This is a genomic window from Streptomyces sp. PTY087I2, assembly GCF_001687325.1.
Lineage (GTDB): Bacteria > Actinomycetota > Actinomycetes > Streptomycetales > Streptomycetaceae > Streptomyces.
In genome coordinates this window covers 168,437-195,056 of the sequence record NZ_LZRD01000016.1, presented here as the reverse complement: position 1 = coordinate 195,056, position 26,620 = coordinate 168,437, and the positions used below count along the sequence as shown (strand labels likewise).

Sequence of the window (26,620 nt, the reverse complement as noted above, 5' to 3'; positions counted from 1 at the left end):
TATGACCGCCTTGGACTTCAGTTCGACCCCTGAAATGGTTGCAACGCCGCTTGAGATGCGATAAGTCGACAATAGCCGCGAGCCGCGAGCCGCGAGCCGCGAGCCGCGAGCCGCGAGCCGCGAGCCGCGAGCCGCGAGCCGCGAGCCGCGAGCCGCGAGCCGCGAGCCGCGAGCCGCGAGCCGCGAGCCGCGAGCCGCGCTGGGGCGGTGTGCCCGTAGCCTTTCGGGGTGGCCATGCACGCTAGCCAGCCCCTCCGCGTCCCCGTCGGCAGCGACGCCGGGCGATGGAGCACCTTCCACGGTGAGAAGACCCTGGTCGTAGCGGCCCGTACGGTGACCTCGACCGTACGGGTCCTCGAATGCCTGCCCGCCCTCCTGCGCGGGGACGGACGCGTCACCGTCGTCTTCGCCCACGACCCCACCTCCGCCTTCAACGACGGGGTGCTGGACCTGCTGCACGACGCGGGCTGCCGGGTCATCCCCTGGGAACAGGTGAGCCATGCCGAGCCCGATCTGATCCTCACCGCCAGCGAGAACATCGACGTCCCCGAGGGACATTGCCCGGTCCTCGTCCTCCCGCACGGCATCGGCTTCCAGAAGCAGGTGCCCGACGCCCGCGCCCCGGGCGACCGGCTGTCGGGGGTCGTGCCGGACAGCCTGCTGGAGTCCGGGCGGGCCTGGCTTGCCATCTCGCATCCGAGCCAGGAGGAGCAGCTGCTCTCCTCGCACCCGAAGGCGGCCGGGCGCACGCTGCTCGTGGGCGACCCGTGCTTCGACGAACTGCTCGTGAGCGCCGGCCGGGCGGGCGCGTACCGGCGGGCGCTCGGGGTTCCCGACCGGCACCGGCTCGTGGTGCTCAGCTCCACGTGGGGCCGCACCTCGCTGATCGGGCAGGACCCCGGTCTGGCGGCCCGGGTGCTGGCCGCGCTCCCGTACGACGAGTTCCGGGTGGCGGCGATCGTGCACCCCAACGTCTGGGCGGGGCACGGTTCCTGGCAGATCCGCAATATCCTCGGGCCCGCCCTGGACGCGGGGCTGATGCTGATTCCGCACATCCACGCGTGGCGGTCGGCGCTGGTCGCGGCGGACGTCGTCGTGGGCGACCACGGCTCGGTGACCTTGTACGGTGCGGCGCTCGGCAAGCCCGTTCTGCTGGGTGCCTTCGGCAGCGAGGCCGTCGAAGGCACCGCGGCGGCCGCGCTCGGGCGGACCGCGCCCCGTCTCGACGCCCACGCCGATGTGCACGACCAGGTCGTCTCCGCCCTGGCCGGGCAGCGCCCGGAGCTCTTCGCCACCGTCACCGGGGGCGCCTTCCATCAGCCGGGCCGGGCACTGTCCCGACTGCGTACCGCGCTCTACGGCCTCCTCGGACTTCCCGAGCCGGTGTCGACCGCTCCGCCGGAGTGGTTCCTGACCGAGCCCGTGGAGACGGGCACGAAGGCCACGGCCTGGATGGTCACGACGACCGGGCTGCCGACGGACGGGCCGGATGACGTCACCGTACGCAGACAGCCCGCGGCGGTCTGGGAAGAGGCGGCCGACCCGGGCGAGGACGCGGCGGCCGGGCGTTTTCGTCATCTCGCCTGCGACGAGCGGGAGCCGGACCGGCGGCTGCTGGAGAGCGCCTCGGTGCTGCTGTGCGGCGCTCCCGTCCGTTCCGCCGCCGCTGGTGTCCGGTGGATCGGCACGGCCCTGGACCGTCTTCCGGGCTGCCGGCTCGCCGCTGCCTCGCTGGCGGGCGGCGGGGCTCTGGTGGGGCTGCGGGACGGCCGGATCGTGGAGGCCGCCGTGACGGGGCCGACGCGGGACCCCGCGCTGCCCGCCTCGGCCGTCTACGCGCTGCTGCGCGGCGCCGCTCCGTTTGACGACACCGTGGTGACCGTACGGTTCGGCGATCGGGCCGAGGATGTGGCGCTGCGGCTGCGCGCGCCCCGGCCGGGCGGCTCGTCCGGCTGAGCGCGCGCGGATCCCCGGATCACTCCCCCGCCGGCTCTCCCCCCGTCAGCCTCTCCCGCAGCTCCTCCGCGAGGGGGCTGCCACCGGCCTCGTAGATCTCCAGAGCACGCTCCAGATGGGCGCGTACCTGGCGGGGGTCGCCCTGCGAGCCTTCCTGGATGTCGGCGAGTGCGACACGCGCCTGCGCCTCGTAGTGGGTCGCCTCCTCCGCTTCCAGGATCTCGGCCGCTTCGCTCAGTGCGCGTACCGCCGCGTCGGTCTCCTTGAGGTGGCCGTGGGCGATACCGATGGCCACCTGGGCCCGGGCCGCCATCCGCCGGTCCTTGCACGCCGCGAGCTCGTCGTGGGCTCCGCGCAGGGTGTGCAGGGCCTCGCGGTGGGCCTTGGCCGCGTCCTGGGCGCAGCCGAGGAAGTAGGACGCTATGGCGGCGCCACGGCCTTCGTTCGCGGCCGTGTTGAGGTCGATGGCCTTGCGGTAGGCCTCCATGGCCCGCGCGGGTTCGGTGCGGTCCCAGTAACGCCCGGAGAACTCCTGCACGGAGGCGCGGACGACCAGATGGCCCGAGACCTCGGCGCAGGCCTCGGCGGTGTCCAGTTCGCGGCGCGCCGCCTCGTACTCGCCCAGGTCCATCAGCGGGCGCGACAGCAGGCTGCGCAGGCGCGCTTCGGCAGCCGGGACCATCGCCTCCGCGGCGGCCGCCGCGCCGAGTTCGAGCGACTCCCGCCAGTCGCCGAGGTGCCGGTGGTGGAAGAACAGGACGGTGAAGGCCTCGGCGAGCTGCCAGACCTCGGTGTGCAGCGTCCCCTCGCGCGCGGCGGCCCGAAGGACGCCGAGGATGTTGCGGTGTTCGGCCTCCAGCCAGTCCAGCGGCTTCGGTCCGCCCTCGGCTCCGAAGGGGTCGGGAACATCGGCGAGCAGTCGTGTGAGGTCGGCGATGCGCAGCCGGTCAAGCCGGACGGCCCGGTCGGCGAGTGCGGTCAGGGCCAGATAGTGCAGCGTCACCCGCCGTAGGAGAGCGGTCCGTTCGGCCGGCCCGTTCTCCTCCGTCGCGCGTTCGGCGGCGTGCAGCCGTACGAGATCGTGGAAGCGAAAACGCCCGTCCGACGTCTCCTCCAGCAGGCTGGCGCGGGCCAGCGCTTCCAGCGCGTCCGCCGTGCGCCCCGGGTCCAGGTCCGCCGCCACCGCGGCGACTCCGGCGTCGAAGGTGGCCCCCGGGTGCCAGCCCATCAGGCGGTAGAGCCGGGCGGGCTCCGGGTCGAGTTCACGGTAGGCGAGATCGAACGCGGCGGCCACGGACCGCTCCTTTCCCAGGGACATTCCTGCCAGTCGGCGCGGTTCGTCGGCCAGTTCCGCCGCGAGCGCCGCCAGGGTGAGCCGGGGCCTGGCCGCGAGCCGGGCGGCGACCACGTGCAGCGCCACCGGCAGCCCGTCGCAGAGCTCCACCAGGTGTTCCGCCGAGGCCGGGTCGGCGGCGACCCTCTGCGCACCGCACCGGTCGGCGAGGACTTCCAGGGCGCTGTCCCGGTCGAGCGGTTCCACCGCCATCAGCTCCGCGCCGTCGGCGACGAGCTCTCCGACTCCGCTGCCGCCGGCCACCACCAGGAAGCTGCCCTTCCCCTTCGGCATCAGCGCGGCGGCCTGGCCGGGTTGGGAGACGTTGTCCAGGAAGATCAGCAGGCGTCTGCCCGCCGACCGGCTCCGCAGGCGCTGGATCCGCTCCGGGAACGCGTCCGGGATGTAGGCGTCGTCGATGCCCAGGGAGCGCAGACAGCACCGGGCCGCCTCGGAGACGTCCGCGCCCGCCGACCCTCCCCGCAGAGTCGCGAAGTCGACATAGATCTGCCCGCCCGGGAACAGCTTCCGGCGCCGTTCCGACCAACGGGACACCAGCGCGGTCTTGCCGACGCCGGGCGGCCCGTGCAGCGCGGCGAAGCCGACGTTCGCGCGGTTGCCCTCGTCGCCCTCGTCCTCGTCGTTCGCCTCGGGGACCAGCCGGCCGTCGAGCCTCGCAAGGCCTTCGGCGCGGTTGATCAGCCGTACGGTCAGTGGCGGGATCTCGTCGGGTGTGACATTCGCTCCGACCGGCGGCGCTTCGACCCGGAAGGTGATGCCGCCGTGGATCGTGCCGGCCTGGACGACCGGGCCGTTGACCGTGCCCGACAGATCGTTCCGTGCGGCCGTGTGATCGGGGCCGCCCGCGTCCTCCGCCGTCACGCCGTGCCCGGCCGCTGACCCGGGACGTCCGCACCACCGCCGTTGAACGTCAGGTTGGAGAACTTCTCGCCCTGGAGGACCGGCCCGTGCTGGGTGCCTCCGCTGATGGTGTTGGTGACGGACACCGTGTGACCGACCGGTTGCAGAGGCGCCAGCTCCTCCAGCAGGTCCCGCAGCTGGTCGGCCGCCTCCGGGTTGGCGCGCAGGATCCGGCGGAGACGCGCCCGCCACTCCGCCTCGATGTCCGCCGCCGTCTCCTCGTCGGAGTCCGCACGGGCAGCCGTCAGTTCGGCGCGGGACTCCTCCAGCTCGGCGTCGATCACCTCGTCGTTCTCGCCCCGGCCCAGGAAGCGGACCAGCCGCCCGCGCACCTGCGTCCACGCCTCCGTCGCCATCAGCCCCACGAACGTCGTCGCACCCGATGCCGCCAGTGCCGTCAGTGTCGTCAACTCGGCTTCCACCGAACCCCCTCTGCCTCGCCTGTCGCCTCGTGCGGGTACACGAACCCGTCACTGGTGCAACCGTAGAGAGCGAACAGCGCCTTCGGAAGGCGAATCGGGGGCGCGGCGCAGAGCAGTTCCAGCCATGCCGGGAGCCTCCGGGCCCGGCGCGGCCTCCCCCGCGCGACCGCAGGCGCACCGGACACGTGATGGTGGATGATGGACGAGGGGCCGCAACACGGTGATGTTCCGCAGACGTCACCGGTCGGCGCCCCGGAAGGGCGGTCGTCATGTCCGCAGCCAGAGTGATGTCCCGGGTGAAGAACCGGGTCGCGGCGCTGTTCGCCGTGCTCGTGCTGGCCGTGACCGCCGCGTGCACGGGCGGGGGCGGTTCGTCGACCTCTTCCACCAGCCCGTCCCCCCGTACCGGCGGAGCCACCCACGTACTCGCCGTGAAGATCGACAATGTGGCGCCCGCGCGCCCCCACACCGGGCTGGAGAAGGCCGACGTCGTCTACGTCGAGCAGGTGGAGGCGGGCCTCAGCCGGATTCTCGCCGTGTACTCCTCCGACCTGCCGCCGGTCATCGGCCCGGTGCGCAGTGCGCGGGAGACCGATCTGGAGCTGCTGCGGCAGTTCGACCGGCCGACACTGGCCTTCTCGGGGGCCCAGAGCAGGCTGCTGCCGCTCATCGACCGCGCGCCGGTCGATGCCGTACCGCCCTCGAAGGCGCCCCGGGCGTACTTCCGGGGCCAGGACCGGCCCGCGCCGCACAACCTGTATCTGCGGCCTGAGCGGATCCCGTTCAAGGCCTCCGGTGTGGACGCGGTGGCGGAGCTCGGGCTCCGGGTCGGCGCGGCGCCGTCCGGCGGGGAGCCGGAGGACAGCCGTACGGTCCGCTATCCGTCCGCGTCGGTGACGTTCACCTGGTCCGCCGAGGGCGAGCGGTGGCTCGTCTCGCTGGACGGCGCCCCTGCCCGTACGGCCGAGGGCGAGCGGATCGGGGCCGGTACGGTCGTCGTCCAGGACGTGGACGTACGGGAGTCGGACTTCCGTGACCGGTCGGGGAACAACACCCCGTTCACCGAGACCGTGGGGTCGGGGGACGCGGTCGTCCTGCGGGACGGCCGGGCGTACGAGGCGCGGTGGTCCCGGAGCTCCGCCGACGCGGACACGGTGTTCAGCACCCCCGACGGGCGCCGCGTCGACCTCGCCGAAGGGCCGCTGTGGATCCTGTACGCGCCCCGCGGCTGAAGCGCGCGGAAGGGTGTCCGGACGGTCGGAGGGCCGTACCGTCCGGACACCGGGACCTGCGGGTTTCCTACTGCCAGACCTTGATGTAGTCGATGCTCATCTTCTGCGGGAAGCGGGTGGTGGCGTCGGGCGAGCCGGGCCAGTCACCGCCGACCGCGTTGTTGAGGATGAGGAAGAAGTCGTGGTCGAACACCCAGGGTCCGCGGGTGCTCTCCAGCTCCTCCTTGTCGACGGTGTGCGTGACGTTGCCGTCGACCCGGAACGTCATGCCCTCGCTGTTCCAGTCCACGGCGAAGGTGTGGAAGTCGTCGGCGAAGTCCGCGCCGCCCGGCAGGGAGTACGGGGCTCCGTAGCCGGCCGCACCGTTGTACGCGGGTGCGTGCAGGGTGGAGTACGTGGTGTTCGGCTCCTTGCCGACGTGCTCCATGATGTCGATCTCACCGGTGTAGGGCCACGGGCGCCCCTTGTCGAAGTAGTCCGCGCCCAGCATCCAGAACGCGGGCCAGAGCCCCTGCGTGCCGGAGACCTTGATGCGGGCCTCGACCCGGCCGTAGGTGAACTGGAACTTCCCGTAGGTGTTGAGCCGCGCCGAGGTGTACTGGCACGTGGTGCTGCCGCTCAGCGGGTCGGGCGGGCAGGCCGAACCGGGGGTCTCCTCGCGGCGGGCCTCCAGGACGAGGCTGCCGTTGCCGTCCTGCGCGGCGTTCTTGTTGTCCGTGTAGTACTCCAGCTCGTTGTTGGGGCCGGTGCCCGTCTCCGGGACCCACTTGGCGGGGTCCGGTGCGGCGCCGGCCGGGCCGTTGAACTCGTCGCTGAACACCAGCTGGTCGTAGGTGGGGTCGGCCGGCAGCGGCGGTGCGGGGATGGGGTCTCCGCCGGTGCCCCAGACCTGGAACTCCCAGAGCGAGTAGCCGTATTCGCCGCTGCGCTGGGTGGCGTACAGGCGTACGTGCCGGCCGGTGCCGCTGACGTCCAGCGTCTCCTTGAAGCCGGTGCCGGTGGTCGTGGAGTGGATGGTCGTCCAGTCGGTCCCGTTGTCGGAGACCTCGATGCGGTAGGCCCTGGCGTACGCCGGGTCCCACTGGAGGACCACCCGGTTGATCTCCGCGCGGGCGCCGAGATCGACGGCGATCCAGCCCGGGTCGGTCCAGCCGCCCTCGGGGCTGGTGGCCCAGCGGCTGGCGGGGTCGCGGTCGAACGCCTTGTCCGGGGAGCACTCCCAGCAGGTGCCGTCGTGCTGGGAGGTCGAGGCGGAACCGGTCTTGCCGTAGGACAGCAGGACGTCGTCGTCGCCGGGGGCGGTGCCGCCGGTGGTGGAGTAGACCTGGAACTCATGGAGGGAGTAGCCCCAGGGGGTGGCGCGCTCGGTGCCGTGCATCCGGATGTAGCGGCCGGTCCCGGAGACCGTCAGGGTCTCGACGCCCCCGGAGCCGGTGGTGGTGGAGTGGATCGTCGTCCAGTCGCTCCCGTTGTCGGAGACCTCCAGGCGGTAGCCCTTGGCGTACGCGGCCTCCCAGTCGAGGACGACCTGCCCGATCGAGGTGGTCGCGCCGAGGTCGATACGGATCCACTCGTCGTCGGTGAAGGCGCTGGACCAGCGGGTGGAGGTGTCGCCGTCGACGGCGGACGGGGCCGTGAAGGGGGCTTCCGTGCTGGAGGCGGTGGCCGGCTGCCCCTGGGAGACGAGTACGGCCGCGGCGGCGGCCCGTTCCGGGGTCACGGCCACCGAGAGGGTGAACAGGAGGGCCACGGCGGCCATGACCGCCAGGGCACCGCGCAACCGTGGTGTTCCACGGGCTTCCATGCGAACTCCTTGCTCTGTGAGGGGATGAGGCCGAGAGAGCGCTCCCCCGCAGAGGGGAGCGTGGCCGGAGCGGAGTGAACCGTCAAGGGTTTCGGCCGAGTTGATTCCAGATGCCACAGGGATGACGTCCGACTTGTCGCGCTGATGCCAGGTCAACTCCTCGCGGGCTTTCAGGAGATGAAACATCCGCCTCACCGGAGGAGCCGAGACGTCAATCCTGTACACAACTCTTGACGCGACGGAAACGCGGGAGAATCATTCGGCTACCGAGAGAGCGCTCTCTCCTTCTGTGGGGAGCATGCGCCCGCAGCCGAACCACCCTCGCCCACCTGACCTTTCAGGAGATCAGACATGTCCGTTGCCCTCGTCAGACCCTCGCGGCCTCCCATGGCCGCATCCCGTCGACGGCGCACGCTCGCCCTCGCTGTCATCACCGCCCTGGTCGCGACCCTGCTCGCGGCGGTGCAGGCGGCTCCGGCGCAGGCCGCGCCGGTCCTGCTGTCCCAGGGCAGCACGGTGACCGCCTCCAGCCAGGAGAACGGCGGCACCGCGGCGGGCAACGCCGTCGACGGGGACGGCGGAACCCGCTGGTCCAGCGAGTTCGCCGACCCCCAGTGGATCCGGATCGACCTCGGTTCCCCGGCCGCTCTGAGCCGGGTCGAACTCGCCTGGGAGGCCGCGCACGCCAAGAGCTACCGCATCGAGCTCTCGACCGACGGCAACGACTGGACGACCGCCTACAGCACCACCACATCGGCGGGCGGCAACGAGACCCTGAACATCTCCGGCGACGCCCGTTACGTGCGTCTGACCGGAACCGAGCGGGCCACCGGATACGGCTACTCCCTCTGGGAGTTCAAGGTCTTCGGTACGCGTAACGGGGGCGGCGGGCCGGAGATCCCGGGCGGCGGCGACCTCGGCCCGAACGTCCATGTCTTCGACCCGTCCACGCCGAACATCCAGGGCAAGGTCGACGAGATCTTCCAGCAACAGGAGGAAGCCCAGTTCGGCAACGGCCGGCACGCACTCCTCTTCAAGCCGGGCACGTACGACAACATCAACGCGCAGATCGGCTTCTACACGCAGATCGCGGGGCTCGGCCTCAACCCGAACGACACCACCTTCAACGGTGATGTGACGGTCGACGCGGGCTGGTTCGACGGCAACGCGACGCAGAACTTCTGGCGTTCGGCGGAGAACCTGACCCTCAACCCGGTCAACGGGACCAACCGCTGGGCGGTCTCCCAGGCCGCACCCTTCCGCCGGATGCACGTCAAGGGCGGGCTGAACCTCGCCCCCGACGGCTACGGCTGGGCCAGCGGCGGCTACATCGCCGACTCCAAGATCGACGGCGAGGTCGGCCCGTACTCCCAGCAGCAGTGGTACACCCGCGACAGCTCCGTCGGCGGCTGGACCAACGCCGTGTGGAACATGACGTTCTCCGGCGTCCAGGGCGCACCCGCGGCGAGCTACCCGACCCCGCCGTACACCACGCTCGACACCACCCCGATCTCGCGCGAGAAGCCGTTCCTGTACCTCGACGGCAACGAGTACAAGGTCTTCGTCCCCGCGAAGCGCGTCAACGCGCGCGGCGTCTCGTGGGACGGCGGGACCCAGGCGGGCGAGTCCATCCCGCTGGACCGCTTCTACGTCGTCAAGCAGGGTGCCACGGCCGCGACGATCAACGCCGCGCTGGCGCAGGGCCTCAACCTGCTCTTCACGCCCGGGGTTTACCACATCGACCAGACCATCAACGTGAACCGGGCCAACACCGTCGTGCTGGGTCTCGGCCTAGCCACGATCATCCCGGACAACGGGGTGACGGCGATGAAGGTCGCCGATGTCGACGGGGTGAAGCTCGCGGGCTTCCTCATCGACGCCGGCCCCGTCAACTCGGAGACGCTGCTGGAGGTCGGACCGCAGGGCGCGTCCGCCGACCACGCGGCGAACCCGACGTCGCTCCAGGACGTGTTCGTACGGATCGGCGGCGCGGGCCCCGGCAAGGCGACCACGAGCATCGTCGTCAACAGCGACGACACGATCATCGACCACACCTGGGTGTGGCGGGCGGACCACGGTGAGGGCTGGGGCTGGGAGACCAACCGGGCCGACTACGGGGTCCGCGTGAACGGCGACGACGTCCTGGCGACCGGGCTGTTCGTGGAGCACTTCAACAAGTACGACNCCACGCGGCGAACCCGACGTCGCTCCAGGACGTGTTCGTACGGATCGGCGGCGCGGGCCCCGGCAAGGCGACCACGAGCATCGTCGTCAACAGCGACGACACGATCATCGACCACACCTGGGTGTGGCGGGCGGACCACGGTGAGGGCTGGGGCTGGGAGACCAACCGGGCCGACTACGGGGTCCGCGTGAACGGCGACGACGTCCTGGCGACCGGGCTGTTCGTGGAGCACTTCAACAAGTACGACGTCGAGTGGTACGGCGAGCGCGGCCGCACGATCTTCTTCCAGAACGAGAAGGCCTACGACGCCCCCAACCAGGCCGCCATCCAGAACGGCGACACGAAGGGCTACGCCGCCTACCGGGTCGACGACTCGGTCGAGCAGCACGAGGGCTGGGGCATGGGCAGCTACTGCTACTACAACGTCGACCCGACCATCGTCCAGGAACACGGCTTCAAGGCACCGGTGAAGCCCGGTGTGAAGTTCCACAGCCTGCTGGTCGTCTCGCTCGGCGGCAACGGCCAGTACCAGCACGTCATCAACAACATCGGCTCGCCGACGTCGGGAACGTCGACGATCCCTTCGACCGTCACCAACTTCCCCTAGCTCCGGGCCCCTTCGACCCGGACCCGGTGACCCGGGAGCGGTAAGCAGGTCCGGTGTCCGGCGGCCCGGACCGGCCCGCCGCGAACGGAGGGCGGCCTCCGGTGGACGCAACCGTCCGCCGGGGGCCGCCCGTTCCGCGTTGCCGGGGCCGGGCGGCACCTGGTGGGGTGCGGCCCGCCCGGCCTGAGGCCCCGTCAGGAATGGGACAGCAGCGCTCCGCCCGCGTACTGCGCCGACTCGCCCAGCTCCTCCTCGATCCGGATCAGCTGGTTGTACTTGGCCGTGCGGTCGGAGCGGGAGAGCGAGCCGGTCTTGATCTGGCCGCAGCCCGTCGCCACCGCCAGGTCCGCGATCGTGGTGTCCTCCGTCTCGCCGGAGCGGTGGGACATCACGGCGCTCCAGCCCGCACGCCGGGCGGTGGCGACCGTGGCGAGGGCTTCGGTCAGGGTGCCGATCTGGTTGACCTTGACCAGGACCGAGTTGCCGACGCCGGTACGGATGCCCTCACGGACCTGGGCCTCGTCGGTGCAGAAGACGTCGTCGCCGGTGAGCTGGCAGCGGTGGCCGACGCGCGCGGTCAGCTCGCGCCAGCCGTCCAGGTCGTCCTCGGCCATCGGGTCCTCGATGGAGACGATCGGGTAGGCGTCGATCAGCTTGGCCAGGTAGTCCGCCTGCTCGGAGGGCGTACGGCGGACCCCCTCGCCCGCGTACACGTACACGCCGTCATGGAAGAACTCCGACGATGCCGGGTCCATGATGAGGCCGATGTCCTCGCCGGGACGGTATCCGGTGCGTTCGACGGCGCTCAGGACGAAGTCCAGGGCCTCTTCGGCCGTGCGCAGCGCGGGGGCGAACCCGCCTTCGTCGCCGACGCCGGTGGCGTGACCGGCGGCGAGCAGGTCGCGGCGCAGGGTGTGGAAGATCTCGGAGCCCATGCGGACGGCTTCCGCGAAGGTCTTCGCACCCACCGGCGCGATCATGAATTCCTGGAAGTCCAGCGGATTGTCGGCGTGCGCCCCGCCGTTGATGATGTTCATCATCGGCAGCGGGAGCAGCCGGGCGTCGGCGCCGCCGAGATAGCGGTAGAGCGGCTGACGGTGGGCCGCCGCCGCGGCCTTCGCGGCGGCGAGCGAGACCCCGAGGATCGCGTTCGCCCCGAGCCGGGACTTGCCGGGCGTGCCGTCGAGCGCGACAAGCGCCGCGTCCAGGCCCGCCTGGTCGTCCGCGTCGCGGCCCACGACCGCGGCCGCGATCTCCCCGTTGACGTGGGCGACGGCCCGGTCGACCCCCTTGCCGTGCCACTGCCCGGCGTCACCGTCGCGCAGCTCCACGGCCTCCCGCGCACCGGTGGAGGCGCCGGACGGGACCGCGGCGCGCCCGAGGGACCCGTCGGCGAGGCGGACGTCGGCCTCGACGGTGGGGTTGCCCCGGCTGTCGATGATGCGGCGGGCGGTGACGGACCGGATGGCGGTGGGCTCAGCTGTCGTGCGGGACATGCGAGGTCCTTCCGTAGGTGCTTGTCGCGGCACTGGTGCGACAGCGCCGGCGCGAGCCGCGACACTCAAACTCTACAGCAATGCTGTTCAGATTGGCTGCTCAGTTGTGCTGTGTAGTTGCGCTGTGCAGTTGTCCGGTGGGTCTCCCTGCGCACCTCGTACGCCGACCACCTGGGCGGACGTGCCCACAACCGCGGGTTAAAGTGCCCTATGCCCACCCTGGAACCCGCCACCGTCGCCGCCGATCTGCGCACCGCCATGGGCAAACTCGCGCGGCGGGTGAAGCAGGAGGACCGGATTCCGCACGGCCAGGTCGCCGTGCTGGGCGTCCTCGACCGGGACGGGGCCATGACCACCAGCGACCTCGCCGCGGACCAGCGCGTACGCCCCCAGTCGATGGCCCGCGCGGTCGGCCTCCTGATGGAGCAGGGCCTCGTGGTCCGCCGGGCGCACCCGACGGACGGCCGCAAGTCGCTCGTCGATCTCTCCGAGGTGGGCCGGGCGGCGCTGAAGGCGGAGCGCGACCGGCGGGCCGACTGGCTGGCCCGGGCCATCGACCTCGAACTCAGCGCCGATGAGCAGCGGCAGCTCGCGCACAGCGTGGCCCTGATGGAGCGCCTCGCCGCGTACTGAGCCCGGAAGCCCGAAGGCGGCGCTGGCCGTCTCTGTACCTCGCATCCCCAACAGCCGCCCAGAGCCGTTGGGTTAGGCTCGCCTTACACAGGCGGAGCCCGTCTCGGTCTGCCTCCGCTCCTCCCCTCTCACAAGGAGACGTTCATGCGTCCGGTGGACGCCGAGAGCCCCTTCGCCGCCTTCGGTCTGCCGGGCCGCCCCGGCACCGACGCGTTCTGGGCGACGGCGCGTACGCCCGCGTCGATTCCCGCCGACAGCGGCTGGCGGACCCTCTTCCTGTGGCGCGGCTCCGATGCCGTACTCGACTTCGAGAGCTGGTCGCCGCCCGTGCCGTTGCGGCGCTGGGAGGACACCGACTGCTGGTACGCGGAGGTCTCCATGCCTGCGCGGCTGCGGGTGACCTACCGCGTCCTCGTGGCGGGCGAGGCCCATGCCGATCCGTTCAATCCGGCCGGTGCGGGGGCCGACCGTTCCGTGGCCGCGACGCCCGACGCCCCGCCCCAGCCGCACTGGCCCGCCCTCGGCCCGGACGATGTGCCGCCCCTCCCTCGCACCCGGATCCGCTGGAGCAGCGACCGGCTCGGCGGGCGGCGTAGCGTACGGGTCCACCCGGTGGGCGGCGGCGGTCCGGTGGTACTGCTGCTCGACGGGGACGACTGGCTGTATCTGCACCCGGCCGCCACCGCCTTCGACGCAGCCTTCGACGCGGGCGACCTGCCTCCGGTCACCCTGGTGTTCCTGCCGGCCAAGGACCGGGAGGCCGAGTTCGCCTGCCGCCCGGAGCTGTGGGAGGCGGTCCGGGACGAACTGCTGCCGCTGGTGGGCGACTGCGGTGTGCCGGCCGACCTGGACCGGCTGGTGGTGGCCGGGCAGAGCCTGGGCGGGCTGAGCGCGCTGTACGCGGCGCTGGAGTTTCCCGAGCTGGTCTCGCGGGTCGCCTGCCAGTCGGGGTCCTTCTGGTGGGCGCCGGGGGCCGTGGACCTGGCGGATCCGCTGGGCGGGGCGGTCGGCGGTGCCCTCGCCGAGCGGCTGCGCCGGGGGGCGGACCTCTCGCGGCTGCGGTGCGCGTTCGACGTCGGGGAGCACGAGACGCGGATGCTGCCCCACTGCGAGCTGACGGAGTCGCTGACCGAGCGGGCCGGTGCGACCGTGCGGGTGTCGCGGTCCGCCTCGGGCCACGACCGAGCGGGGTGGCGGCAGGCCCTGCTCAGGGACGTCGCCTGGGCCCTGGGCTGAGTCCCGGGCGGGGGCGGGCGACAGCAGGGCTCCGGCCCCTGCCCGTGGCTGAGCCCCCACCGGCAGAGGCTCAGCCCCTACCGCTGGCCCACCCCTGCCAGTAGCCCAGCCCCCACCGGCGGCCCCGCCCCTGCCGGTGCCTCACCGCGCCACCGCCAGGCAGTACGCCTCGTCCCCGGCGAGCAGGTTGCGGTGGGTGTCCTCCGCGGTGATGACGCCCCCGTCCAGGACCAGCACCCGGTCCGCCGCGTCCAGGAGCGCCGGGCTGCTGGTCAGCACGAGCGTAGTGCGGCCACGGCGCAGCTTCGCGACGTTGCGTGCGATGAGCTGTTCGGTGACCGCGTCCACGGCCGTCGTGGGGTCGTGCAGGACGAGCACGTCGGTGTCGGCTGCCAACGCCCGGGCCAGGGAGAGCCGTTGGCGCTGGCCGCCCGAGAGGTTCGCCCCCCGGTCGCGTACCACGTGGTCGAGCCCTTCGCGGTGCAGGGCGACGACGTCGGTGAGCATGGACGCCTCGACGGCCTCCGCGACCTCCCGGCCGCTCCCCGACGGGTCGATGTTCGTGCGGAGCGTGCCGGCGAAGATCTCCCCGTCGTACGGGTTCACCAGCAGGTGTTCGCGGACCGCCTCGATCGACAGGTCGCCGATCTCCCGGCCGCCGACCCGGACCACTCCCCCGTACGCCTGCGGGGCGACGTTCACCGCGAGGACGGCGGCGAGGTCGGCCGCCGCGCGCGGCTGGTAGGCGGCGATCGCCACGAACTCGCCTGCCGCTACCGTGAACTTGACCCCCTGGAGCGTGCCGTGGTGGACACCGTCGACCTCCAGGGCCCCGCCGGGCTCCGGGCGTTCGGGGCCCGGTGTCGTCACCGGGGGCGCGTTCAGGACGAGGGCCATGCGCTCGGCCGAGGCGCGGGCCATCATCACGTACTTGGGCATCTCGGAGAACATCTTGAGCGGTTCCATGATGAACTGCGCGAGCCCCACGGCCATGACGAGTTCGCCGATGGTGATCCGGCCCTCGAACGCCAGCCAGCCCGCGGTCAGCGAGACGGCCGTGGCGAGGGCCGCATTGAGGGCGAGCGCGGTGCCCGCGTAGGTGCCGTTGACCCGGGCGACGGTGATCGCCTGGCGCTTCGCGTCCGTGCTGACCTCGCGGTAGGCCCCGAAGGCGGCGTGGTTGCCGCCGAAGCCGTGCAGCGGGCGCAGCCCGATGATCAGGTCGGCGACCTTGGCGCCCGCCCGCGCCACCCGGGCCTGCTGCTCCTGCGTACTGGCCCCGATCCGCTTGGACATCACGGCGAGGACGGACAGGATCGCGACGGTGCCCACCATCACCAGCAGACCGAGCCTGAGGTCGGCGAGGCTCAGCGCGACCGCCGCGACCACGATGGCGACCAGGGAGCTGATCAGCAGCGGCACCACCTCGATGATGTCGGCGGTCTGGTCGGCGTCCTCGGTGGCGATCGTCAGGATCTCGCCGGACTTGAGGTCCACGTCCCTGGCCACCGGCTGGAGCCCGCAGGCCGCCACCTGCACCCGCCAGCGGTGCGCCTCGGTCGTGTTGGCCTTCTGGAGCACGCGCATGCCGAACCGCCACGACAGGGACACCGTCGTGATGATCACGGCCAGCGAGCCGATCGAGACGCCGAGGGAGCCGAGGCTGCGGTCCTGCATCGTGTGCTCGACGATGAGGCCGAGCGCGATGGGGAACGCGGTCTCCGCCGCCTGGTACAGGCCCATCAGGACGGTGCCCGCGATCATGGCGCCGATGTTGCGGCGCAGCGCCGTCCGCAGGATGGCGGCCCCGGGGCGGGTCCGCTCGGTGTCAGGAGTCTTCATCAGGATCAGGAGTTCTCATCGAGGTGGCGGGCAATCGCTTCGGGGGTTCGCAGGGTGAACAGATCGCGGATGGTGATGACAGGACCGTACTCGCGGCGGAGCAGTCCGATCAGCCGCACCGCCAGCATGGAGTGCCCGCCGAGCGACACGAAGTCGCTGACCGCGCTGACCTCGTCGTCGTCGAGGTCGAGCGCCTCGGCGTAGAACTCGCAGACGACGCTCTCCGTCTCTGTCTCCGGGCCGCGCTCCCCCGCCGTGGTGAGGGCGCCGAGCGGCCTGGCCTCCGGCAGCGCCTTGGTGTCGGCCTTGCCGTTCACGGTGAGCGGGATGGCGTCGACCTGGGCGTAATGCGTGGGACGCAGGAAGTCCGGCAGCCCGGCGCCCACCTCGTGCGCGACCTGCGCGAGGTCGGCGGGACCCCTGAGGACGAGATAGGCGGCCAGCCGGTACGCGCCGTCCACCCCCGGGTCCGGCTGGGCGACGGCGGCGACGAACCGCACCGCCGGGTGCGCGGCGAACACGGCCTCGACCTCGCCGAGTTCGACGCGGTGGCCGCGGATCTTGACCTGCTGGTCGGTGCGGCCGAGGTAGGCGATGTTCCCGTCGGGCCGGCGGATCACCAGGTCCCCGGTGCGGTACATGCGCTCCCCGGGCGCGCCGAAGGGGCAGGCGACGAAGCGGTGCGCGGTCTGGGCGCTGCGGCCCAGGTAGCCGCGGGCGATGCCGACGCCGGACACGTACAGCTCGCCGGGGACGCCGTCGGGCAGCGGTCGCAGCCAGGGGTCGAGGACGTACACCTCGGTGTTGTCGATGGCGACGCCGACGACCGGGTCCTGGCACTCGAAGGTGCCGACGCCGAGGGTGTTGATGGTGTACTCGGTGGGCCCGTACAGGTTGTAGCCGACGGTGCCCTCGGTCTCGGCGAGGCGCTGCCACAGCGTCGGGGTGACGGCCTCCCCGCCCAACAGCACCAGTGCGGGACGTCGTTCGGGGTCCTCCAGCAGTCCTTCGGCGACCAACTGCTGGGCGTAGGTGGGTGTCACGTTGATGACGTCGATGCCGTGCCGGAGGCAGTACTCGACGAGCCGGGGCGCGTCACGGCGCAACTCCTCGTCGCAGATGTGGACTTCATGACCGTCGGCGAGCCACAGAAGCTCCTCCCACGACATGTCGAACGCGAACGACACGGTGTGCGCGATACGGAAGGTCCGGTGACCGTGTTCGGCGAGGACCGGCTCGAAGATGCGGCGCTGATGGTTGATCAGCATGTTGGTGAGACCCGCGTATTCGGTCACCACTCCCTTGGGCTTCCCGGTCGAGCCGGAGGTGTAGATGGTGTACGCGGGGTGGCGCAGCCGGTCCGGGTCGTCCGGTGCGAACGTCGTGTACGGCTCGGTCTCCGGCAACGGGCGGTCCAGCTCGATGAGTTCGCCGGTCAGCCGGGGTGACACCGCGCTCACGGTGAGGATCACCTCGGGCCGGGCGTCCTCGACGATGGCGGCGATCCGCTCGTCGGGATGGTCCAGCTCCAGCGGCACGTACGCGGCCCCGACCCGCAACACCGCGAACAGGGCGGCGATCCAGTCGAGGGAGCGCGGGATCGCCAGGCCCACCGTGGTCTCGGGCCCGATGCCCCGCGCGGCGAGCACACCCGCCACGGCCCGGCTGCGGGCCTGGAGTTCGGCGAAGGTCAGGGTCGCGCCGTCGGCGACGAGGGCGGTCCGGTCCGGGTCGCGGTCGGCCGCGAGGTCGAAACGGTCGACGACGGTGTCCGTGCCGACCTCGGTGCGCGCGGCGGGTGCGGGGTCCGGGCCGAGCCCGGGCAGCGCGCCCATCGGGCCGGTGGCCCTGGCCAGGTCCTCCAGGACGCGTAGGTAGTCGTCGAGGAGACGGCGGGCGCTGTCGGCGTCGCCGTGGCGGTGCTCCAGCTTGACCGTGAGCCGGTCGCCGGGCGTGACGACCCAGGTGTAGGGGTAGTGGGTGGAGTCGTCTGCCTGGACCTCGGTGATGCCGTGGCGGGCGTTCATCTCGGCGAACGCGTCCAGGTCCAGGAAGTTCTGGAGCACGAACAGGTTGTCGAACAGGGTGTCGTGTCCGGCGGCCCGCTGGATCTCGCCGAGACCCAGGTGTTCGTGGTCCATCGCCGCGACGCGCGCCGCCTGTACGGAGGACAGGTACGCGTCGACCGAGTCGCCGGGCCTGGCCCGCGTCCAGAGGGGGACGGTGTTGAGCAGGACGCCGACGATGTCGCCGTGGCCTTCGCCCTCGCGTCCCGAGACGGTGACGCCGAACACGGCGTCGCTCCGGCCCGTACGGGCTCCGAGGAGGAGGCCGAACGCCCCGGTCAGCACCGAGTTCAGGGTGACGCCCCGGGTCCGGGCCGCCTCGCGCAGCAGCTCCGACAGTTCGGCGGAGAGGGTGTGGACGAGCGGCTGCGGCAGCTTCTCGGACAGGGCCGGGGCCGGTCCGGCGAGGAGCGTCGGCCCCGGCAGACCCGCCAGATGCTCCGCCCAGAAGCGCTCCGCCACCGCCGGGTCCTTGGCGGCGAGCTCCCGGGCGTACTCCTCGAAGCCCGGCACGGCGGGCGTCGCGTCCCACGGTTCGCCGGCGACGACGGCCTCGTACGCGTCGAACAGGTCGCGCAGCAGGATCTCGCGGGACCAGCCGTCCCAGAGCAGCAGGTGGTAGCTGAGCAGCAACCCGTCGCGGCCGTCGGGCCGCCGGACCACGGTCATCCGGACGAGCGGCGGCTCCCCCGGGTCGAAGCCCTGCTCGCGGTCCCGGGTGCGCAGCGCCTCGGCCTCGGCGTCGGTCGCCAGGTCGACGGTGCGGACGGGGACCCGGCGGCCCGCCGCCAGGACCTGGACCGGGTTTCCGTCGGCGTCGGTGGTGAAGCCCGCGCCGACGACGGGGTGGCGGACGATGACGTACGCCATCGCCTCGGCCAGCGCGTCGGGGTCCAGGCGCCGGTCGAAGGCGAACCAGCTCTGCGCGACATAGTGCCCGGCCGCGCCCGCCGCCTCCGTGCCCGCCACCCCTGTGCCCGTCAGCTGGGCCTGGAAGTACAGGCCGCGCTGGAGCGGGGTGACCGGTGCGGTGCGCTCGGCGGTCGCGGAGGTGTCCGCGATCTGTTCCAGGGCGGTCAGCCAGTGGTCGGTGATCGCGTCGGGGACGGCGTCGGCGAGGGTGAAGGCCGCGTGGAGGGAGCCGGTGGTCTCGTCGGTCCAGGCGTTGACCTCGACGGCGTACGGGCTGTCGCCCTGATCGGAGCCAGTGATCCGCAGGGCCTCCGATTCGCCGCCCCGGCCGAGGTAGTTGAACAGGATCTGCGGCCGGGCGGTCAGCAGCGGGGCCGTCTGCGGGTTGAGGTAGCGGAGCCGGCCGTACGCGATGTGGCCGTCCTCGTCCGGCTGGCGTTCGGCGAGCTCGCGGGCCGCGGCGACGGGGTCGGTGTGCGCGGTCAGGCGTACGGGGGCGATGGAGGTGAACCAGCCGACGGTACGGGAGTAGTCGTGGTCGTCCCGGGCCGGGACGCGGCCGTGCCGCTCCAGGTCGACGGCGAGGTCCGTGGGCGCGGTCTGGATCCTGGTCAGCGCGGTGCGCAGGGCTCCGCAGAGCAGCTCGGTGAGTCCGAGGCCGAGCGCGCCGGGCGCGTTGCGGGTCACGCGGTCGCTCGCGGCGGGCGGCAGGATGACGGTGGTCTCCCGGGTGCCTCCGATCGCGGGCACGAGCGCCGGGGCGTCCAGGGTGGTGAGCCAGCGGCCGAGGCCGTCGGCCGTCTCGGCGGACCGCAGGGCCAGCGCCTCGGCGTACGCGGCGTAGGAGGTGGTGGGCGGCGGGAGGGCGGCCCCGCCGCTCAGGGTGGTGGTCAGGTCGTCGAGGAGGACGAGCCAGGACACCGCGTCCACGGCGATGTGGTGGACGGTGACGACCAGGGTGCGGCTCGCCGCGAGCCAGGAGAACGCGATGACGTCCCCGGTGGTGGGGTCGAGCCGCCCGGCCGCCTCGTTCGCGGCGGCGGTCGCGTCGGTGGTGTGCTCGGTGACGACGCTGGCGTCACGGGCGGGTTCGGTGCGCAGGGACCAGACGCCGTGCTCGATGTGCAGGCGCAGCCGCAGGGCCGGGTGGGCGGCCACGACGGCGTCGGCGGCGCGCCGGATGTCCGCGAGGCCGGTTCCGGCGGGCACGGTGAGGGCCCTGGCCTGGGCGAACCGGTCGAGCGAGCCGCCCAGTTCGCGTTGGCGCAGGATGATCGGGGTGAGGGGCAGCGGGCCGTCCTCGCGGCGGGAGGGTGCCGTCGGCGCGGGGGCCGGGGCGCGGGTCGCGAGGTGGCCGGCGAGGGCGCGCGGGGTCTTGAACAGGAACACGTCCCGGGGTGCGATCGGCAGGCCGAGTGCCCGGGCGCGGTTGATGACGGCGATGGCTACGATGCTGTCGCCCCCGGCGCCGAAGAAGTCGGTGTCGGCGTCGACGGTGGCGCCGGGCAGGGTCTCGGCGAAGATGCCGGTCAGGGCGGTGAGCGCGGAGTCGTCCGGGCGCTGCGAGGTCTCGTGCGGGGTGTCGTCCTGCCGGGCGGCCCGCTCGGTGAGCGCCTTGCGGTCCAGCTTCCCGTTGACGGTCAGCGGCAGTGCGTCGATCGGCAGGACCCGGCCCGGCACCATGTGCGAGGGGAGTTTGGCGGCGAGCAGGACGGCGAAGTCGGCGGGCGGCTCCCCGACGACATGGGCCACGAGGTGATCGCCGCTGTCCGCCACGGTGACGGCCACATCGACGACACCCGCCAACTCCCGGACCGCCCCCTCCACTTCGCCCAGCTCGATCCGGAAGCCCTTCAGCTGCACCTGGTCGTCGGCGCGGCCCGCGAACTCCAGCTCACCGTCGAGCGTCCGGCGGGCGAGGTCGCCCGTGTGGTACATCCGGGAGCCGTCGGCGGCGAACGGGTTCGCCACGAAGCGCCCGGCGGTGAGTCCGGGGCGGCCCAGATAGCCGAGGGACACCTGGTCGCCCGCGACGTAGATCGCGCCCACCCGGCCCGGCGGCACCGGCCGCAGCCGATCGTCGAGCAGATGGACGGTCAGGCCCGGGATCGGACCGCCGATAGGACTGGCGTCGTCGCCCCGGGTGAAGTCCTCGTCCGTCAGGACCCGGTGGGTGACATGGACGGTGGTCTCGGTGATGCCGTACATGTTGACCAGCTCGGGCGTACGGGTGCCGTGCCGTTCGCCCCAGCCGCGCAGCCGCCCGAGGTCGAGCGCCTCGCCGCCGAAGACGATGCGCCGCAGCGCCGTGACCGGCTCATCGCCGTGCAGGTCGGCCTCGATGAACTGGTAGAAGGCGGACGGGGTCTGGTTGAGCACGGTCACGCCGCGTTCGCGGACCAGCCGGTGGAAGTCGACCGGCGAGCGGGTCAGGGCGTAGTCGGGGACGAGCAGTTCGCCTCCGTGGACGAGTGCGCCCCACAGCTCCCAGACGGCGAAGTCGAAGGAGAAGGAGTGGAATTGGACCCAGACGTCGTCGGGTCCGAAGTCCATGTCCGCCCGGGTGTTGGCGAGGAGCGTCGTCACCGCGGAGTGCGGGACGACGACGCCCTTGGGCCGGCCGGTCGAGCCCGAGGTGTAGATGACGTACGCCGGGTCGCCCGGCCGGACGTCGGGCGCGTCGGTGTCGGCGGCCCGCGGAAGGTCCTCGCCCTGGACGAGCACGCGGGCCGCCAATCCGGCCCGTTCCAGCAGCCGGGTGAAACGGTCCCGCTGTTCCCGGTCCACGAGGACGACCTGCGGGGCGGCGTCGGTGAGGATGTACTCCAGCCGCTCGTCCGGGTAGGCCAGGTCCAGCGGTACGTACGCGCCTCCGGCGGTGACGACGGCGATGAGGGCGACGACCTGTTCCAGGGAGCGCGGGACGGCGACGGCGACCCGCTGCCCGGGGCGGACCCCGGCCGCGCGCAGGGCGGAGGCCAACGCGTCCTTCTCCGAAGCCAGTTCACCGTAGGCGAGGGAGCGGGCGGTGCCGTCCAGCGCGCACTGGGTGACGGCGGTGGCCGCCGGGTCGCGGTGGGCGGCGGCGTCGAACAGCTCGCCCAGGGTCGACGGGGCCTCCTGCGCCGGGGCCCTGCCCGGTGCGGGGAGCAGTGTGTCGACCGGTGCGTCCGGGCGGTCGAGCAGTTCGGTGAGGGTCCGAGTGAAGGTGTCGAGGATCGCCTCGGCGCTTGCGGGGCGCAGGAGTTCACCGTCGTAGATCAGGTTGAACCGCACCCGGCCGTTCCGCGCGCGCTCGACGACCAGCGTCAACGGGTAGTGCGGTGCCCCCTCGTTGACGATGCCGGTGATGACGAGGGTGTCGTCGGGTCCGCGCAGGGCGGCCACGTCGGTGGCGACGTCGAAGACGACCAGGGTGTCGAAGAGGGTGCCCGTGCCGCTCTGCCGGCCGATCCGGGCCAGGGAGACGTGCTGGTGCGGAAGGACCGCGCCCTGGTGCCGCTTCACGGCGTCCAGCAGGTCGTACGCCGTGTCGGTGGCGGCGGACCAACGGGCGCGCACCGGGATGGTGTTGATGAAGAGGCCCACCATGTCACGGATGCCGGGGACGTCGGCGTCGCGGCCGGAGACGGTGGAGCCGAAGACGACGTCCCTGCTGTGCAGCAGCCCGCCCAGGGTCGCCGCCCACGCGCTGTGCACGGCCACGCTCAGGGAGACTCCGGCGGAGCGGGCGGCCACTTCGATGTCATCGGCGGGCTCCGCCATGACGTCGGCGAACCGCTCGGAGGGGGTGTGGCCCTCGGCGACCAGGGAGGGGCCGGGCAGTCCGGCCAGCTCCTCGCGCCACACCCGGTCGCTCTCGTCCTGGTCACGTGCGGCGAGCCACTCCACATACTCCCGGTAGCCGTCGCGTGCGTAGACCGATCCCGGTGCGTGGTACTCGGCCAGCAGGGTGCGGAGCATCGGCGGCACCGACCAGCCGTCCGCGATGATGTGGTGCACGGTCTGGACGAGGACCCAGTGGCCCGCGTCCGAGCGGATGAGCGTGTAGCGCATCAGCGGGCCGGTGGCGAGGTCGAACCCGGCCCGGCGGTCCCGCTCGGCGAGTTCGCGGATCTCCTCGTCGGTGCGGGCGGGGCCGTCCAGAGTGGTGAAGGGGGCGCGCCTGCCGTGCTCGACGACGGAGACGACCCGTCCGTCCGCGAGGGCGGTGAAGCGGGCGGCCAGGTTGGGGTGGAGGGTGAGCAGCCGGGTGGCCGCCGCCGCCAGCCGGTCGGCGTCCACGTCGCCGTCCAGCGTCATCACCTGCTGCTCGACATAGCTGCCCGTGGCGTCGTCGTCGAAGACGGAGTGGAAGTAGAGGCCTTCCTGGAGCGGGGTCAGCGGCAGGATGTCGTGCAGCGCCGGGCCGTCGAGGGCGTCGACGTCGGCCTGGGTCAGCGGCACGAGCGGGAAGTCGCTGGGCGTGTGGCCGCCGTCCTGAAGCCCGGCGAGTGCGGTGAGGGCCGAGCGGAAATAGTCGCTGAGGGTGGTGATGTCGTCCTCGGTGAACACGCCTTCCGGCCAGGAGATCGTGGTGACTAGTTCGTACGCGCCGCTCGCGTCCGGTTCGGCGATCGCGTTGAACTCCAGGGCGCGCGGCAGCCGCATCCGGGGGTCGCGCTTCTCGCCCAACTGCCCGGTCGTTCCCGCGAGCTGCCAGTCGCCCGCACCGCCCGCGTCGAAGCGGCCCAGGTAGTTGAAGAGCACCTGGGGTGCGGGGTCGCCGGTCGGTCCGTCGCCGGTCAGATAGCGCAGGGCCCCGTAGGAGAGGCCGCCCGCCGGTACGCGGGCGAGGTCTTCCTTGACCGCCTTGAGGGCGGCGGCGAGGTACTCCGGTGTGGTGAGGTCGTCCGCCGTGCCGGGGTCCACGGTGACCGGGAAGAGGGTGGTGAACCAGCCGACGGTACGTGACAGTTCGGGCTCGAAGCCGACCGCGGGGGCGACGAAGCGGCCCTCGCGGCCGTGCCCTTCCAGTTCGATGTGGGCGAAGGTCTGGTCCTGTCCCCGGTCCCGTCGCCGGCGGGCGAGGGCGACGGCGAGGGCGGTCAGCAGGACGTCGTTGACGCCCGCGTGGAACTTGGCGGGGATCTCGCCGAGCAGTGCGGCCGTGGCCGTCGGGCCGACGGAGACGGTCCGGGTCCGTTCGCGGGCCACGGTGTCGGCCGCGGTGAGGGCCCGCCTGCCGATCGGCACGTCGGCGGCGGGGAGCGTGGTGGCGTAGTGCGTACGGTCCGCGTCGAACGGTGTACGGCTCAGGAGCTGGGTCCAGCGCCTGAACGAGGTTCCGACCGGGGGCAGTTCGACAGTCTCGCCCGCTGAGTGCTGTCGCCAGGCGGTGGCGAGGTCGTCCATCAGGATGCGCCAGGACACGCCGTCGATGACCACATGGTGGGCGACCAGGACGAGTTGGCGTGCCGCGTGGCGCCAGACGCCGCGGAGCATGATGCCGTGGTCCGGGTCGAGCGCGGCGGTCGCGAGGGCGACGCAGTCCTCCAGCGGCGCGTCGCTCCGCTCCCAGCAGCGGGCGGTCGTACCGGCCTCGGGGATGTCGAAGCCCCAGCGCTCGCCGCGTACCAGCCGGGCGCGGAGCATGTCGTGCCGGGTGAGCACGGCGGTGAGGAGGTCGTCGAGGGCGTCGGGGGTCAGCTCGGCCGGGGTGGTGAGGACGACGGACTGCACGAAGCCGTCGATGGCGTCGGTGGTCTCGCCGAGCCACTGCACGATGGGGGATCCGACGACGGTGCCGGTGGCGACGTCGCCGTGGTCCACGGCGGCGACGGACTCCCGGCTCGCCACCGCCGCCAGCGCTCCCACGACGGTGTGGGTGAAGATCTGGCGGGCGCTGACATGGAGGCCGGCCTCGCGGAGGGCGCTGAGCAGGGAGATGGCCAGGATGCTGTCGCCGCCGAGCTGGAAGAAGTCCTGGTCGACACCGACGGCGTCCAGGCGCAGCACCGCAGCGACGGCCTCGCACACCAGCCGTTCGTTCTCGGTGGCGGGCGCTTGGAGGGCGCCGGTGTCCGTGGCGGGCTCGGGCAGTGCCTTCCGGTCGACCTTGCCGTTCGCGGTGAGCGGGAACTCCGGCAGGACGACGACATGGGTGGGCACCATGTACTCGACCATGGTGCGCGCGGCCCACGCCTTGACGTCGTCGGCGCTCAGATTTTCGTTGCCGCCTGCCGGGATGACGTAGCCGACCAGGTAGGTTCCGCCCGCCGTGTTCTTCTTCGCGACGACGCAGGTGTGCCGTACGCCGGGGTGCTCGGCGAGGCCCGCCTCGACGTCCTCCAGCTCCAGCCGCATGCCCCGGATCTTGACCTGGTTGTCGGCGCGGCCGAGGAAGTCCAGCGATCCGTCCGGGGCGTACCGCGCCAGGTCGCCGGTGCGGTAGAGCCGGGAGCCGTCGGCGGCGAAGGGGTTGGCGACGAAGCGGGAGGCGGTGAGGCCGGGCGCACCGACGTAACCGCGTCCCAACAGCAGCCCGCCGACGTACAGTTCGCCGCCGACGCCGACCGGGACGGGGCGCAGCTCGTCGTCGAGGACGTAGAGCTGGGTGTTGGGGTTGGCCTTGCCGATCGACGTCGACAGGCGTGTCGCGGCCCCCCGGTAGATGACGTGGGAGACACCGATGGTCGTCTCGGCGGGGCCGTAGCCGTGGTACAGCGGGATGTCGAGGCGGGTGCGGAAGCGTTCGTACAGCTCCGGGGTGAGGACCTCGCCGCCGCACCAGACGTGCCGCAGGCTGTCGAGGCGGCCGGAGTCGCCCACGATCTCCAGGAGGACGTCCAGCATGGACGACACCAAGTAGGTGAAGGTGACGCGCTGTTCGGCGATGACGCCGAGGAGGTGGTGCGGGTCGCGTTCGCCGCCGGGCCGCAGGACGACGAGCCGGCCGCCGGTGGTGAGCGGCAGGAAGATCTCGTTGACGGAGATGTCGAAGGAAAGCGGGGCCTTGAAGAGCGAGGCGTCGTCGTGGCCGAACCCGAGGATCTCGCGGGACTGCCAGAGCAGCCGCTCGCTGATCGCCTCGTGCCGGATCATGGCGCCCTTGGGCCGTCCGGTCGAACCGGACGTGAAGATGACGTAGGCGAGCGAGTCGCCGGGGACGGTCGCGTCGGGCGCGTCCGTGGGGTGGGCGCCGTACTTCCAGTCGCCGAGGTCGACGGCGACGGCGTCCGGTTCTCCGGCGTCGGCCTTGCCCGTGGTGTTGAGCTGGAGGACGATCCGGGCGTCCTCGGCGACGACGGACCGGCGGGCGGCGGGCCACTGGGGATCGAGGGGGACGAACGCGCCCTTGGCCTGGAGGACGGCGAGGAGGCCGATGACCATCTCGGCGGAACGGCCGAGGGAGATGCCGACGACCTGCTCGGGTGCGAGGCCGCGCTCGATCAGATGGTGGGCCAACTGGGCGGAGAGCCGGGCAGTTTCGCGGTACGTCAGTGAGCGGCGCTCGTCGACGATCGCGACGGCGTCCGGCCGCAGGCGCGCCTGCTCGGCGAACTGCTCCATGACGGTCGGGCGGGCCCGGTCGGCCCGGGTGTCGTTCCGCCGGGCCAGCTCCTCGGCCCGGGCCCGGGGGTCGGCCGGGCCGATGGTGCCGAGGGGCCGATCCGGGAAGTCGGCCAGGTCGTCCAGGGTCCGCTGGGCCGCGGCACGGTCGACGCCGGGCGGCACGGTGATGCCGAGGGTCTGTGTGTCGGTCTCCCAGCCCTGGGCGCCGCCCGTACCGTTGTCGACCCATCCGAGGAGGTCGGGGAAGGGGGTGGCGGGGGTGAGGTCCATGCCGTCGGGGCCCGTGCCGGTCGCCCAGTACGCGAGTCCGACGGCGCACGCCTCGACGACGGTCCGATCGCTGTAGTCGCCGATCCGCCGACGCACGGCGGCCAGCCGAGTGGGGGAAAGCAGTATGCGAGAAGCGCCCGGTTCCGACATC

At 72.3% G+C, this 26,620-nt stretch carries 10 protein-coding genes and 2 pseudogenes; 6 read left to right on the top strand and 6 right to left on the bottom strand.

Annotated features, from left to right (window positions below):
* Positions 1-234: 234 nt before the first annotated feature.
* Positions 235-1,956 carry a hypothetical protein gene (locus tag A3Q37_RS19310; RefSeq protein ID WP_065486251.1) on the top strand — a complete coding sequence of 574 codons (1,722 nt, stop codon included), beginning with the start codon at positions 235-237 and terminating at the stop codon, positions 1,954-1,956.
* Between the two features lie 19 nt (positions 1,957-1,975).
* On the opposite strand, the gene A3Q37_RS19305 is transcribed toward A3Q37_RS19310, so the two are convergent.
* Both A3Q37_RS19305 and A3Q37_RS19300 read right to left on the bottom strand, forming a co-directional pair.
* On the bottom strand, positions 1,976-4,171 hold the full coding sequence (locus A3Q37_RS19305; RefSeq protein WP_065486249.1) for an NB-ARC domain-containing protein: 2,196 nt from the start codon (positions 4,169-4,171) through the stop codon (positions 1,976-1,978).
* The gene (locus A3Q37_RS19300) at positions 4,168-4,632 is read right to left on the bottom strand and encodes a hypothetical protein (protein WP_065486248.1); all 465 of its coding nucleotides are present in this window, start codon (positions 4,630-4,632) and stop codon (positions 4,168-4,170) included. Before A3Q37_RS19300 ends, A3Q37_RS19305 begins: the two co-directional genes overlap by 4 nt.
* Before the next feature lie 269 nt (positions 4,633-4,901).
* Here A3Q37_RS19300 and A3Q37_RS19295 point away from each other — a divergent pair, with 269 nt between their 5' ends.
* On the top strand, positions 4,902-5,864 hold the full coding sequence (locus A3Q37_RS19295) for a DUF3048 domain-containing protein (protein WP_065486247.1): 963 nt from the start codon (positions 4,902-4,904) through the stop codon (positions 5,862-5,864).
* A gap of 67 nt (positions 5,865-5,931) precedes the next feature.
* Here A3Q37_RS19295 and A3Q37_RS19290 read toward each other — a convergent pair whose 3' ends face one another.
* Entirely contained in the window at positions 5,932-7,668 is a 1,737-nt protein-coding gene (locus A3Q37_RS19290) for a discoidin domain-containing protein (protein WP_065486245.1), read from the bottom strand.
* 351 nt (positions 7,669-8,019) lie between these two features.
* Between A3Q37_RS19290 and A3Q37_RS19285 the strand changes: the two are divergent.
* Together A3Q37_RS19285 and A3Q37_RS19280 are read left to right on the top strand one after the other, a co-directional pair.
* Positions 8,020-9,852: pseudogene (locus A3Q37_RS19285) on the top strand (discoidin domain-containing protein); the annotation flags it as partial.
* Between the two features lie 2 nt (positions 9,853-9,854).
* Positions 9,855-10,460: pseudogene (locus A3Q37_RS19280) on the top strand (coagulation factor 5/8 type domain-containing protein); the annotation flags it as partial.
* A gap of 194 nt (positions 10,461-10,654) precedes the next feature.
* Here the strand turns inward: A3Q37_RS19280 and eno are convergent.
* Positions 10,655-11,956: a phosphopyruvate hydratase gene (gene eno / locus A3Q37_RS19275; RefSeq protein WP_065486244.1), complete on the bottom strand. Its 1,302-nt coding sequence runs from the start codon at positions 11,954-11,956 to the stop codon at positions 10,655-10,657.
* 210 nt (positions 11,957-12,166) lie between these two features.
* Between eno and A3Q37_RS19270 the strand changes: the two genes are divergently transcribed.
* Together A3Q37_RS19270 and A3Q37_RS19265 are read left to right on the top strand one after the other, a co-directional pair.
* Positions 12,167-12,589, top strand: coding sequence for a MarR family winged helix-turn-helix transcriptional regulator (locus tag A3Q37_RS19270; protein ID WP_065486241.1), 423 nt, complete (start codon positions 12,167-12,169; stop codon positions 12,587-12,589).
* 144 nt (positions 12,590-12,733) lie between these two features.
* Entirely contained in the window at positions 12,734-13,825 is a 1,092-nt protein-coding gene (locus A3Q37_RS19265) for an alpha/beta hydrolase-fold protein (protein ID WP_065486240.1), read from the top strand.
* A 141-nt stretch (positions 13,826-13,966) separates the two neighbouring features.
* Here the strand turns inward: A3Q37_RS19265 and A3Q37_RS19260 are convergent, their stop codons facing one another.
* Together A3Q37_RS19260 and A3Q37_RS19255 are read right to left on the bottom strand one after the other, a co-directional pair.
* The gene (locus tag A3Q37_RS19260) at positions 13,967-15,667 is read right to left on the bottom strand and encodes an ABC transporter ATP-binding protein (protein ID WP_065486239.1); all 1,701 of its coding nucleotides are present in this window, start codon (positions 15,665-15,667) and stop codon (positions 13,967-13,969) included.
* A 5-nt stretch (positions 15,668-15,672) separates the two neighbouring features.
* Complete coding sequence (locus A3Q37_RS19255; protein WP_065486238.1) at positions 15,673-26,619, bottom strand: non-ribosomal peptide synthetase; 10,947 nt, start codon at positions 26,617-26,619, stop codon at positions 15,673-15,675.
* Position 26,620: the final 1 nt, after the last annotated feature.